Source organism: Aestuariibacter sp. A3R04, from assembly GCF_018860805.1.
In the GTDB taxonomy this organism is placed as follows: domain Bacteria; phylum Pseudomonadota; class Gammaproteobacteria; order Enterobacterales; family Alteromonadaceae; genus Alteromonas.
Genome location: NZ_JAHKQR010000012.1, coordinates 84,254 through 97,135, shown reverse-complemented (window position 1 = coordinate 97,135; position 12,882 = coordinate 84,254). Strand labels below are relative to the sequence as shown.

The window sequence follows — 12,882 nt, the reverse complement described above, 5'->3', positions numbered from 1 at the left end:
AATAGTAAGCATACCGACCGGCTACAATTATTGAGCCTGTTAAATAAGTACATGAGGTTTCCCAAAAAAACGCGCTAGTAAAGAGTAGCAGACCGGAGTATTGCGTCCAGCATTTCAGGGTATCTCTGTGAATACTTATTGAATTACCTTGTTGTTATAATATAACATTGCATTATGTTCGTAGCCATGGAATAGACAGATGAGACAAAAATACCTCGCAGTAGCGGTTTGTTGTGCCTTGCAGGTGCCCACCGTTGCGGCGGAAACAATAAGCGGCACCGTGCTTGATGACAAAGGTGTACCCGTGACGGGGGCCGTACTTCGCGTGGAGCAGAGTAGCACTCGTGTAAAAACGAATGAAAGTGGTGAGTTTTCAATAAATTCGGTAAAACCTGGCACCTATAGTGTGCATGTAATGGCTCCCGGTTTTGGCCATCTCCATCAAGATATTGTGGTTGACGACGGGCGGCATTTCACTGTGGATTTTGTCCTTACGCCATCATCCATTGAAGTGATAGATATCCTTGCAACCCCAATACACTTGTCGGTCATGGAGTCGGCATCGCCGGTTAGCGTATTGAGTGGAGAGACCCTTCGTCGTCAACAGGCCGGGACGTTGGGCGACAGTCTGGAAAAACTGCCTGGTGTGCAATCCAATTTCCACGGCAATGTCGCTAGCACGCCCATTATTCGAGGGTTGAGTGGTCCACGGGTTTTGGTCACCCAAAATGGTTTGGACGTGAGCGATGTATCGCGGGTTGGCCCAGATCACGCCGTTGCCTCAGAAGCGTCGACGTCTCAGCAGATTGAAGTATTACGGGGCCCGGCAACACTATTTTTTGGTAGTGGAGCAATTGGTGGCGTAGTCAATGTGGTAGACGGTCGTGTGCCCTCTGATAATACTACCCGTGGAGAGTGGACCCTGGAAGCCGATTCGGTGAACGACCAAAAACTCGCCGCGGTGAATGCGACAACCGGAGCGGGCAATCTGGGCTTTTATATTGATGGCTATTGGCGAGAAACTGATGACTACGATACTCCCGTGGCACCAGACAATGATGAAGAAGGCCAGAATGCGCCGCATGTAGTTAAAAACAGTGCATCTGATTCCAATGGCATCACGCTTGGTACCAGCTATATCTCAGATAACGGTTATGTTGGTATTGCCCTGGAGCGTTTTAACCGGGAATACGGCATACCGGGCCATTCGCACGGAGGTGAGGAAGCTGAAGAGGAGGTTTACGCCGATCTCTCGCAAACCAAAGTACAGATTCTGGGGGAGTATTCTTTCAATCACACATTACTACAACGTGTGCAATTTAAAGCCGGGCACACCAGTTACGAACACGCTGAAATTGAGCAGGACGTGACTGGCACCTTATTTGAAAATGACACCGATGAGCTGCGTGTCTCCCTTATGCATCAGCCACTGGCCGGGTGGAACGGTGGGGTAAGTTTACATTACAAAACCAGTGATGTTGCGGCCGTCGGCGAAGAAGCGTTCACTCCGCCCTCCACTGCAGACATGTTCGCCATAGGCATTATGGAGGAGCAGCGGTTTGGTAACGTATTGGTGCAATTGGGGGCACGGGTTGAGCGAGTTACGCTTGATGCCGCCAACACACTATTACCCGCTATTGCAGCACACGATCATGACGAAGAAGACGATGACGACCATGATCATGACCACGATCATGATGATGAGCATAGCGACGAAACTACGGTAACCCGTGTCTTCGATGTATCGCAGGAGTTTACGCCAGTTTCCTTTTCGGCGGGTGTAGTATGGGATTTCACCGAAGGCTATAACGTGGGGCTTTCCGTCTCTCGCGCTCAGCGGGCGCCTTCTGCCTCTGAGCTACTATCCTTTGGGCCTCACATTGGCACGCGTACTTATGAAGTAGGTGCGTTATTTGCGTTAACCGGTGATGAGGAAAGCGCACTTGGTCTTTCGCAACAAGCTGTGGATTTAGAAACGTCGAACAATATCGACCTGACGCTGCGCAAAACCACTGGTGATATTGGATTTGTTCTGAATGCCTTTTATAACCAGGTAGACAACTATTACTTTCAAAGTGAAACAGGTTTATTTGCGGAAAGCGGGCACGATCATGACCACGGTGATGAGCATGACCATGACGCAGAGGATGAGCATGATCACGACAGTGAACTACCAGTGTATCTGTTTTCTTCACACGATGCCGTTTTACATGGTTTCGAAGCACAAGCAGCCTGGCAGGTAAATGCAGAGTTTAATGCGCAGTTTTTTGCTGACTATGTCAGGGCTAAACTTAAAGACGGCGGTGATTTGCCCCGAACGCCACCGCTGAGAACCGGTCTGCAACTGAACTATCAGACTGAGAGCATAAGCGCTCATATTGATGTTACCCGCTATCACAAGCAAGACGACATTGCTGAGTATGAAACGGAAACTAACGGCTACACCCTGGTTGATGCCTTCGTTTCATATGATCTCAACGTTCTTTCTCAAGATGTATCTGTTTACCTCAAGGGAACAAACTTAACAGATACCGAAGCGCGGGTTCACTCTTCATTTCTCAAAGATTTAGCACCTCGCCCCGGTCGTAGTATCGGCGTAGGACTGCGTGGTTACTTCTAAGTCCACCACAACGGTATTTTAAGGAATTTATCATGACTAAAAACAATACACTCAGCATATTGGCTCTAGCCATCAGTGGCGCTTTACTCGGTGGATGTGGAGATGCGGAAACGAACATTATAGAAAAAGACCCCATTGTCGATGACCATGATCACGACGGTGGTGGCGAACACGACCACGATGATTTAACCATTGAGAGTGCAGGGCGTCTTGCTATTCTCAATGCAGATGCTAACGCGTTGGTTATTGTTGACCTGGACGATAATCAGGAACTTGATACCTTTCCGCTGGCAAGCGAAGGGAATACGCTTACGCATTCAGGCGGCTACCGTTACGTTGTAGTGAGTAACCGAGCTACTGGAGAAGTGACGTTTATTGATGGCGGTTTGTGGCGGGAAGATCACGTTGATCACTTGCACGATTACGAACAAGTTCCGGCAACCAGTGATTTGACACTTACTGGCAGTCGACCCACTCACCTTGTGAAGCACGATGGCCAGTTAGCCGTGTTTTACGATGGCGACAGCGATGCGGGTTTGCCTGCATCAGTGCAGGTGGTCAGCGACACGCATATTGCAGCGGAATCATCGGCAATTCCTACACTAGCTTATACAGTTAATATGCACGGCGTTGCTGAGCCTATGGACGACTACCTTATTGCTACGGTCAGACGCGATGATGCAGAAAGTACGTCGGCAAACACAATTCTGCCTGATAGCGTAGGTGTTTTCCATTTACATGACGATGAATACGAAGAAGAAGTGGTATTTGCAGGAGAGTGCCCGGATCTTCATGGTGCAGCGAGTTCTGAAACTTACTCCGTATTTGGTTGTAGCGATGGCGTGTTGATTGTTCACCAACACGATGGCGAATGGGAATCATCTAAAATTGACAATACCGATTCACTGTCAAGTGTCCGTGTGGGTTCTGTTTACGGTCATCATCACGGAGATTATTTCATTGGCGTTGCTTCCGGCCATGGCGGCGGTGAAGCGACCTTGGTCACTATCGACCCTGAAACCAATTCCATGCGTGACGTAGCACTTGAACTAGGCGATGACGCGGTCCCCGTTTCTTACGCCTTTAGTTACTCCGGCGAGTACTTCGTTGTACTGGATTCTTCCGGCAGGCTAACCGCACTTCACTCTCACGGAGAAGGAGATGCCCAGCATTGGGATACGGAAGTGTCGTTGGCTGTGACCAGTGGCAGTGCTGCTGATATGCCTGATGGGCTTTCTTTTACGATGGCTGTATCGGGCAATAGTGACCATGTGTACATTTCAAATCCTATTGATAAAACAATGGTACGAGTGGATTTGGATTCTGGCGTTATTGATGGCGAAGTGAGCCTCGACTATTTAGCTGAAACGGTGATTTGGTTGGGTATTGCTGAGACAGAACACGAGTAATATGCGATTGACATCACTGCGAGGTATTCTGGTAATGCCAGGCCGTGTTATACTATAACATTGTTTTGGGCCCATTTAACAGGTATAGCGCAGTGATGACACCAACAAAAAAAACGCAGATTCCAAGCAAGCTTTTTACGGGGGTAGTTGTCGCACTCTCGTCGTTATCTTGTGTGGCCGCAGAAAAACATGTTCACGGTCATGGCGAGCTGTTAATTGCTAAAGAGGGTAATGAAATGCAATTGCAATTCTCGTTACCCGCCGCTGATTTACTTGGCTTTGAGCATGCGCCAAAAACCAAAAGCGAGCGGATGCAACGGGTTAGGATACAGCATATTCTTACAAAATCGCAGAACGTGTTTACCACAGATGGCGCATGTTCGGTTGTCAGCCAGGAAACGGCATTGCCCGACTTGTTTCTGCACAGTGAAAGCGATCATGATGAACACGGCGAGCATCACGCTCATGATGAGCACGGCGAGCATCACGCTCATGATGAGAACGGCGAGCATCACGCACATGATGAGCACGACGAGCATCACGCTCACGATGACCATGACGAGCATGGTGAGCATGAGCGTCACACCAATATCGCATTAGACTATCAGTTGCAGTGTGCTGAGGATGTTGCAAGCATAACCGTGACCTTATTTAATCATGCGATATCACTGGAAGCCATCGAAGTACAATGGATTAGCGACAAAGGGCAAGGAATTAGCGCTGTTACTGCCACGCAACCTACGTTGGTTTGGTAGACACAACCTAGCCACTGTTTTATTTAGGAGTTGTTAAACTCTGTTACTCGTTAGGAGTATTCATGACACACATCCAGAAAGCTGGCGATAAAATGGCTATCTTTCTTTCTTCATTGTGCGTAATACATTGCCTTGTTACGCCAATAGCTATTATTGCTTTGCCCTCTATGGGAAGTATGTTTGCCGATAACCATGAGGTATTTCACAAAGTACTGCTGTTTTTTGTGTTGCCAGTGGGTTTGGTGGCATTGTATGCCGGTTACCGGCACCATCACAGCGCAAAAGTGTTTGCTATGGGTGTACTTGGACTGAGCTTGCTTACTTTTGCTGCATTTTTTGTTCATGAAAGATGGGGGGAAGTGGCCGAAACAGCGTTAACTGTGTTGGCTTCAATAGTCATTGTTGTTGCCCATCTGATGAACTTCAGGTTGCGCCAGCGGGCGGATAACAGCGAAAAAATTCCCTGTTAGTACTGCTGGAGGTCGTGACGGCGGACATCGTCGGGTGAACCGCTGAAATGCCTGATGTAAATGACATCCATGACGTAGGCCGATGTGCCCTGAATATCTTCAAATAGTGCGGTGTGAACTACCCCAGTGACCATAAAAGCCTGTTCAATATCGTCCAGCGTAAAACCTTGTGGGGTGCGCAGGTAAATCATCTGATTCGGCGCTGGCGGCGGGAAATGTATGCATGCACCGAAATAGGGTACGAGAAACGCAGTGAGGATTTCGCGTTCTTCTGAAACGCTCAGCGGTACAATATACCCTCCTATGCTAATGGTCTGTCCGTCTAAACTGGTCACAACTTGCGTAGAATTTAAAGTCGCTTGGTAGTCGCCATCGAAGGTGGCTTGCAGGGCACTGAACACTTGTTTATTAAGCGGTTGATTCGGTTCGGGTTGGTAGCGCTTAATTACTTCAAGTTCGTTTTCCGGCAGCAGGTTACTCCAGCCAACAGTTCGCGCACTTTGGGCTTTTTCCAGTAATGCGGCGGAAGTACTGATATAGCGTTGCTGTTTTGACGAAGACAGTGCCTGTTTGATGGTTGGCCAAAGTTTTACCGCCCCCATACCGGACAACAGACTCACTAAAATCAAGGCGATAAACCAGAAAGTACGGCTGGGTCTCATGCAGATTGGACAAATAAGGTTCGCTGTATGGTTATTGGATTTGGCCCTCTTTTGGCCACCAGAGTCACGACAATTTCGTGCTTACCGGGTTTTTCTATTACGAATCGCAACGCTTTTTTCTCTGACAGTCGAGAAAGGGCAAACGTAGGTTGCGAAAGCAAAGTGACGTTTTTGCTGCCTTCTATTTTCACTGTTGCATCGTAATAATCTGACGGCACAAAGAACGTGAAATTATGACTTTGCTCTTTGCCTTTAGCAACAACAGTGGCAGGTTGTTTGAATGAGATATCCAGTACACTGAATGACGTTTGCATATTGTGCTGTTGCATCAGCGGGTGGAACCGGGAAAAGCTGGCCATACTATCGCCGTGCAAACCACATGCTTGGGCAACAGAACTCAGCATCAGTGTACCTAATGCGGCTAAGCTAAAGATCAATGTGCGAATTTTCATTGGTACACCTCGTATCGATCTAACTTAAGCGCGTAAGCCGACGTTCCTAAATCCCGTTGTCGGGTTTCAATTTTCACCGTGCCTTCAAACCAGAAAGGCTGCTCCAAACTTTCCAACGTCAAACCGTTCTCATAGCTAACGTGAATGATTTGATTGGGCGGAGGCGGAGGCATGTGTAAACACGCACCGAAGTAAGGTACGATAAAAAACTCTGTCACGTTTTGTGCTTCGTTTTGTTGCAGTGGCACCACAAACCCGGGGATGCGAATAGCTTTGTTATCGAAAATGGGTATGGTTTTAACCGAGTTTAGCGCTTTGCGAAACCGTTCTACTTTTTCATCTTCAAAAGTGGCATCGTTAAATGCGCTAACAGAATCCTGATTTGAACCGTCTTTTACTTCATTTAGATACTCGGGCGGGTCGAGTAATGCAGCTAAATCGTCTTCTGGCATTAGTGCAGTCCACTCAAGTTCTTCATAATCTTTAGCCAGAGTGATGCCACTGAAAAGACAAGTCAGTAAGCTAAAAAACACCGCCTGGGCCGTTGGTCGTGAAAAATGTCTCATTAAAAGCGCCGTTGGTCTATAGGATAGTCATCAATGATATAACGTAGCAACACCGACGCCCAATAACAAGACATAAGCGATAAGTGAACCAAATGGGGAGAGAAGCTTTGCAACCCGCAATAGAATTGCACAACGTTGAACACCGTTACGAAAAGTCACATCGTGCTATGGGTATTTCGCACTGGCAGGTAAACAGTGGTGAACGCATTTTTTTGCACGGGCCATCAGGCTCTGGAAAAACCACCTTGTTGAACTTGTTGGCCGGAATACTTGAGCCCAATAGTGGAGAGATAAAACTGTTAGGCCAGGCTTTTTCCTCGTTGTCGTCCAAAAAGCGGGATAAGTTCAGGGCCAGGCACATTGGTGTGGTCTTTCAGCAATTCAATTTGGTGCCACATCTCAGTGTCGAGAAAAATGTCTCTTTAGCGGCCTATTTTGCAGGAAAAAAAACGCAAATAAACGAACGGTTGGATCACTATCTTACTCAGTTGCAGTTACCCTCTGATGTGGCCCATCAACAGGCTGGCCATTTGAGTGTAGGGCAGCAACAACGTGTCGCTATTGCCAGGGCGCTTATCAATAAGCCCGAGATACTATTGGTTGACGAACCCACGTCTGCACTGGACAACGACGCCCGCGACGCTTTTATGACTATGTTGATATCCCTGTGTAAGGAAGACAACACGACGTTATTGTTTGTCAGTCACGACCAGTCTTTGGCGCAATACCTCGACAGTGCCGTGTCGCTGTCGTCGCTGGGCAAATATAGGGAGGTGAGTTAATGTTATTGTCCTTTGCTACCAGTAGCCTTCGCAGCCGCAGCAAGTCTGTTGTTCTAACGTTTTTGTCGTTGTTGATCAGTGTTAGTGTGTTGCTCAGTGTTGAACATATCCGCATTCAGGCAGAAGACAGCTTTAAGCGCACCGTATCCGGTGTAGATCTTATCGTCGGGGCCCCTAGTGGGCAACTCAACTTAATGTTATACAGCGTTTTCCGCATGGGTAGCCCGACAAATAATATTAGCTATGACAGCTTTGAGATGCTGCAAAATGACGCACTGGTTGAATGGGCAATTCCCATCTCGCTGGGCGACTCACACCGCGGGTTTCGCGTAATGGGTACCAATGAAAGTTACTTTGCACATTATAAATACGGCGATAAACAGCTACTGACATTCTCAGACGGCGTGCCTTTTTCTGGTGTATTTGATGCCGTGATCGGTGCCGACGTAGCCGCTACGTTGAATTACAAAGTGGGAGACAAGGTCGTTATTGCGCACGGGCTTGGGGCCGTAAGCTTCAACAATCACGACGCGTCACCCTTTACTATTGTGGGTATTTTAGCGCCAACGGGCACACCGGTGGATAAAACCGTGCATGTGTCGCTGGCAGGCATTGAAGCAATGCATTTACCAAAAAAACAGCTAACCAGGGTACTACAAGCGCCTGACAATCTGAATAATCCTTTGGTACAGCCTGATAGTATTACCGCTGTAATGTTAGGGCTTAAATCGAAATTCGCTACGTTTAATCTGCAACGGGCCCTTAACAATTATGAAGACGACCGCCTAATGGCAATTTTGCCGGGTGTGGCCATGGCCGAACTTTGGCAAATGATGCGCTCAGTTGAAAATGTCTTAAGAGTAATAAGCGTGTTGGTACTGGTCTCTTCTTTGTTTGGTTTGGCCACTATGTTGCTGGCATCTATGCAGCAGCGGGAAAAAGAAATTGCTGTATTGCGTATACTAGGTGCAAGTGGCGGCGTGGTATTCACCCTTATCCTGGTGGAAGCATTACTCATTGCACTGGCTGCCAGTGCAGTATCCATTGGTGCATTAACCGTGGTATTTGCGTCGTTAAAAGGTTGGTTGGCAAGCCACTACGGCCTATTTATTTCCGCTAACCTAATGAACACCCATACTCTGATGATTACCGGAGCCATTTTAGTTGCCGCTATTGTGACCTCCATAATTCCCGCCGTTGATGCCTATCGCAGTGCCATTCACTCGCGGCTGTAGGCCGTTAGCAGGGCCGGAGCGCCGTCGCTCCGGCAAAACTCATTAGCGCCATCAGTAGCTGTTTTCCGGGCTCAATAAATCGTATATGCGTACTTGCGTAGCCAGGTTAATATGTATTGGTTCCAGTAGAGCTGAAAACTCATTAATGGCCACCACTTGCATTTTGCTGTCATCGATGTCTTTTAGCACCGATAACGAAGGAGCATTAGATGCTGTAGACAACCTTCGCAAGGTAAAAGTGTCACCGAGTTTTACACCGCTGTGCCTGCCGGCGCGAATCCAGGCGCCTTCAGGCCCCACTGACATGATGGGCAATAACACATCCCGGCACTGAATTTTTTCACTGATGTCGATGACTGCGCTGTTGAGTTTATTCAGCAAGCTTCTACCAAATTGAGATTGCCAGAACAGACTGCTGTTGAGATCCATTTCCTGGGTTAGAGAAAACGGCCATTCATTTTGTGTGTGATAGCTGCTTTCGAATACCACCTGCCTGCTGAAGTTATCCACAAGGTAGAGCCGCAGCGTGAAACTTCTGCGTTGGTATTCACTATCGGAAAAAAAACCTTCTTCAATTTGGTTTTGCATACTCAAATCGCGGATGGTGCCGTACAGAAGATATTGCGCGCCATAGGTCCTGGCGAGGTAATCTGCTTTAGAGGCAATTTCCTGCTGGCTGAGCCCCTGAACCGTCGGTTGTGCGGTAAAAGGTTGATTGATAATGCGTGTACTAATGCCAGGTAATTCAGCGCGGATCTGCTGCTCGATACGTTTACTGACGTGTTGTCCAAGTTCAAATAGGCTTCCCACGGCTGCCTGTTGAATATTTTGAACACTGATCTGACTAATGAGAAGACTCTGTTTGTAGGAAGATTGTTCACATTCGCCATAAGTGCTCAGGTCTGCTTTTACCCAAACGGTCAGTGTGTCGTTGTCGAGTTGTTCGTCCAGCACTTCAATTCGCTTGATTTCTCCGTGGGCTTTGAGAGACAAATTACTTTCAATCAGAAGGCCATTGAGCATAATGTCTTCTGTAGTGATCATCGCCCCTGCCTTATAAGCCGCATCGGCGATGGCATTTTTTATCGTCTGGGTGCGAACTTCATCCAATGGTGCATCACCGACAACCATACTCGCCTGACCATAACTCCAACCTGCCCATAGCGGCGTACTAAGCGTGTACAGGGCGATCATAAATATCAGCAAGGAATAGGATCTGTACATGCTACTTCCTAATTGAACAACGACAGAATTTTGTCGAACACGGATGGTGTCTGATTATCAGCCAATGAACCTGTACCGCTGTACTCAATCTGGGCATTGCCCACCAATAGTGAACTAATCTGATTGTTTTCGTTTATGTCATCACGGCGAATTTCGCCGCGCATGCGAATGTATTCATCGCCTTCATTCAGTTTTATCCATTTCTCCCCTGCGATGACGAGGTTTCCGTTTACCAGGATGTCTTTGACGAACACATTGATCACGCCGTCAAGGGTGTTGGACTGACGAGAGGTTGACGAGCTGCTAAACGCGCTTGACTGGTCATGGTTAATACTGATGTCACCGCGATTCACGCTCAGTGGCCCGGCGTTGAGTTCAAGCGGATCTACATTGAGCTCACTTGATTTGTCGCGTTGTAGGTCGAGGTTTTTAGATGCTGAGGTTCGTTCCTCTAAAATGACCTGTACCATGTCTCCCACCAGGAACCGCTTTTTGCGATGAAACAGGCCTTCATATTGGTCTGCGTGAAACAACGAGCCTGTCGGTACTTGTATTGGCGCATTCCCACCAGGTCTGAGCGGCTTGTAACGCGGGTCACCGGGTGTCGCACCGTCGAGAGTTTCCTCTACGGAAATGGGCAACAGGGTGCGCTCCGGATTAGTTGACAAATTGTCCACTACGGCCGTTTCCGCTGATTGGTCCCTGCTCTGACAGCCTGTTTGTGTTAGAACGATAAGCATACACAGGCCGACAGTACAGGCCAGCTTTTGCCATACGACACTGGTTATTCTGTGATGAAGGAACAACATGACGTTAAACTCCCTGTGAACCGGCATCACGGGAAACAAATTGATAGCCCGAAGCGCTATTGTTTGCGGCGGCATCGGTTACCGAAGCAGCAACACGAGTGGCAACATTTTCTACCGTATCTGCTGCTGACGATTCTTCGCCTATAAAGGAGCGTCCAATGCTGATCAGGTTGTCCAGAATGGAGCTGCCGGTCATTTCTTCAGTGACGACGTTAGCGGCTGAATACAGGGCTCCCACAGGGCCGGTAAACATGTAGCCGCCGGCGATTGCAGCAGCCGCATCCACACTGTCTTGGGAGGAAATGTCTGTGTAGATATCAGAAATTATCGGGATGTGGTTCAAAATGTTCACGGCATCAAATGCGTCGTCGAGACCTAACCCATCTTCGCCAAAACTAAGGGTATTCACTGAATCAACGAGTTCCCAAAAGGTTTCACTGGTTTCACTGGTGTTGCTGGTATCCCCATCAGTGACGGTTTCAGTGGTTGTGGTGGTTTCACCTTTTAAACTGGTTTTCTGTTGACTGAGTACGTCCGATGAATTGGCGTTATCGGTAAACAACGCTTGTTTAAGGGAGTTGAACAATGCATTTTGCATCGTCGTGATGTCTTCATCAGATGCATTTCCTGACAACAGGTTGTTGAACGATGATTGCAAGTCACTACTGTTTGTGGCGGCTTGCTGTTGTGTTTCACCGGCGTCGCTTTGTGCTTCCAGGGTTTGGGAAAATACCTCTGCGGTATTGTCTTTAGTGCTAAGGTTTTGGGCGCCAACGTTGGGATACTGCTGTGCATTCGAAATACTATTGGTTAAGTCTAACATGATATTTCCTCCATTAATTAACGGTTGATATGAAATAATCGTGCCAGATGAATTTCCAAGCCAGGCCTTAAATGAAAGCTTTATTAAACGATTGATATGAAATTAATTGGGAAGGATGACAAACAAAAAATACCGCGGAAGTGGCTTTTAAATGCCAGAGGGTGGCAAGATGTGATAGCTAGGTGGCAACGAATTGCATATTGGAGAAAATACAGCTGTTCTCAGGAATTTTTCTGTTGAATGAACGTGAAAAAGATGTCCTGTCTTGTGGGGATAATCCTGAGAAAAGCGTATTAAAGTAGACTGTCAACCAGTAGTGCGGATGTGTCAATGTGTCTGTTTATCAATGCCGTGTCAGATTTAGAGCGAATTAACATCGCCATTCCGTAAAGTTGAGTACATAAGAACTCACTGCATTGGGACAATTTTTTTTGATCCAGGCTATTGCTCTGCTGATTCAATAAGTCGCACCAGAACTGCTCAATTAGCTGACGGTGGCGCTGAACCCGAAAGGCGACATCCACATCTTCTGCTGCCACTTCTACAGCAGCATTACAAACCATGCATCCGGCATCGGCACATTTTTCATTCAGCGTGCAGGCAATGTGCTCAAACACAGACTTTACAACTGAGGGTATGTCTTGTGTCTCGTTTGAGTGGCTCAGCAGCGCTTCGACGTACAATTCTATGTACTTATCGAGAGCTTTCAAATAGATCCCCTTCTTGTCTCCCAACGCACTATAGAGGCCATAAAAATTAACCCCTGTGCTGGAGATCAAACTTCTGATCGATGTGTTTTCAAAACCGTTTTTCCAGAAATAGTACATCGCTTTTTCCAGCGCCATTTCCGGATTGAATTCTTTCTTCCTCGGCATAAAACCAACTCACACCAATTACTTGGTGCCCTCATACCCTCATTAACCTCGCTGAGAATGGTATCAGGTTTAATGTTAATTAGACATGCAAAAAAATAGGCTACTATGGCGTCGTGCAGAATACTCCCACCTCAGTTGTGACGCACATCATTGTAGTGACCGTCCGAACTTGCATATTGAATACCGTCAGTGAGTAGCCT

Annotated in this window: 13 protein-coding genes; 6 read left to right on the top strand and 7 right to left on the bottom strand. The window is 47.5% G+C overall.

The features are described from left to right. The first annotated feature begins 199 nt into the window (after window positions 1-199). The 4 genes from KO518_RS16830 to KO518_RS16815 all read left to right on the top strand — a co-directional run bounded on the left by KO518_RS16830 (window position 200) and on the right by KO518_RS16815 (window position 5,254). Window positions 200-2,620, top strand: coding sequence for a TonB-dependent receptor (locus KO518_RS16830; RefSeq protein ID WP_216027028.1), 2,421 nt, complete (start codon window positions 200-202; stop codon window positions 2,618-2,620). A 32-nt stretch (window positions 2,621-2,652) separates the two neighbouring features. Next, window positions 2,653-4,029 carry a 5-methyltetrahydrofolate--homocysteine methyltransferase gene (locus KO518_RS16825; protein ID WP_216027027.1) on the top strand — a complete coding sequence of 459 codons (1,377 nt, stop codon included), beginning with the start codon at window positions 2,653-2,655 and terminating at the stop codon, window positions 4,027-4,029. A 95-nt stretch (window positions 4,030-4,124) separates the two neighbouring features. After that, window positions 4,125-4,784 carry a DUF2796 domain-containing protein gene (locus KO518_RS16820; RefSeq protein WP_252736256.1) on the top strand — a complete coding sequence of 220 codons (660 nt, stop codon included), beginning with the start codon at window positions 4,125-4,127 and terminating at the stop codon, window positions 4,782-4,784. A gap of 62 nt (window positions 4,785-4,846) precedes the next feature. Beyond that, entirely contained in the window at window positions 4,847-5,254 is a 408-nt protein-coding gene (locus KO518_RS16815) for a MerC domain-containing protein (protein WP_216027025.1), read from the top strand. On the opposite strand, the gene KO518_RS16810 is transcribed toward KO518_RS16815, so the two are convergent. Genes KO518_RS16810 through KO518_RS16800 form a run of 3 tightly spaced genes read right to left on the bottom strand, consistent with a single transcriptional unit; the run spans window position 5,251 to window position 6,934 of the window. Next, entirely contained in the window at window positions 5,251-5,916 is a 666-nt protein-coding gene (locus KO518_RS16810; RefSeq protein WP_216027024.1) for a DUF3299 domain-containing protein, read from the bottom strand. The two genes, KO518_RS16815 and KO518_RS16810, sit on opposite strands and share 4 nt — an antisense overlap. Further along, on the bottom strand, window positions 5,913-6,368 hold the full coding sequence (locus tag KO518_RS16805; protein ID WP_216027023.1) for a hypothetical protein: 456 nt from the start codon (window positions 6,366-6,368) through the stop codon (window positions 5,913-5,915). The genes KO518_RS16810 and KO518_RS16805 overlap by 4 nt, the downstream gene beginning before the upstream one ends. Further along, window positions 6,365-6,934, bottom strand: a complete 570-nt coding sequence (locus tag KO518_RS16800) for a DUF3299 domain-containing protein (protein ID WP_216027022.1) — start codon at window positions 6,932-6,934, stop codon at window positions 6,365-6,367. Before KO518_RS16800 ends, KO518_RS16805 begins: the two co-directional genes overlap by 4 nt. Before the next feature lie 107 nt (window positions 6,935-7,041). Between KO518_RS16800 and KO518_RS16795 the strand changes: the two genes are divergently transcribed. Both KO518_RS16795 and KO518_RS16790 read left to right on the top strand, forming a co-directional pair. Then, window positions 7,042-7,716: an ABC transporter ATP-binding protein gene (locus KO518_RS16795; RefSeq protein WP_371742350.1), complete on the top strand. Its 675-nt coding sequence runs from the start codon at window positions 7,042-7,044 to the stop codon at window positions 7,714-7,716. After that, window positions 7,716-8,951, top strand: coding sequence for an ABC transporter permease (locus tag KO518_RS16790; protein ID WP_216027020.1), 1,236 nt, complete (start codon window positions 7,716-7,718; stop codon window positions 8,949-8,951). The genes KO518_RS16795 and KO518_RS16790 overlap by 1 nt, the downstream gene beginning before the upstream one ends. 51 nt (window positions 8,952-9,002) lie before the next feature. Here KO518_RS16790 and KO518_RS16785 read toward each other — a convergent pair whose 3' ends face one another. From KO518_RS16785 to KO518_RS16770, 4 genes are all read right to left on the bottom strand, one after another. Beyond that, the gene (locus KO518_RS16785) at window positions 9,003-10,175 is read right to left on the bottom strand and encodes a flagellar assembly protein T N-terminal domain-containing protein (protein WP_216027019.1); all 1,173 of its coding nucleotides are present in this window, start codon (window positions 10,173-10,175) and stop codon (window positions 9,003-9,005) included. Window positions 10,176-10,183: 8 nt separating this feature from the next. Then, the gene (locus tag KO518_RS16780; RefSeq protein WP_216027018.1) at window positions 10,184-11,059 is read right to left on the bottom strand and encodes a flagellar basal body L-ring protein FlgH; all 876 of its coding nucleotides are present in this window, start codon (window positions 11,057-11,059) and stop codon (window positions 10,184-10,186) included. Further along, complete coding sequence (locus KO518_RS16775) at window positions 10,989-11,807, bottom strand: hypothetical protein (protein WP_216027017.1); 819 nt, start codon at window positions 11,805-11,807, stop codon at window positions 10,989-10,991. The genes KO518_RS16780 and KO518_RS16775 overlap by 71 nt, the downstream gene beginning before the upstream one ends. A 293-nt stretch (window positions 11,808-12,100) precedes the next feature. Beyond that, window positions 12,101-12,682 (bottom strand): TetR/AcrR family transcriptional regulator, encoded by a 582-nt coding sequence (locus tag KO518_RS16770; RefSeq protein ID WP_216027016.1) that lies wholly within the window; start codon window positions 12,680-12,682, stop codon window positions 12,101-12,103. Window positions 12,683-12,882: the final 200 nt, after the last annotated feature.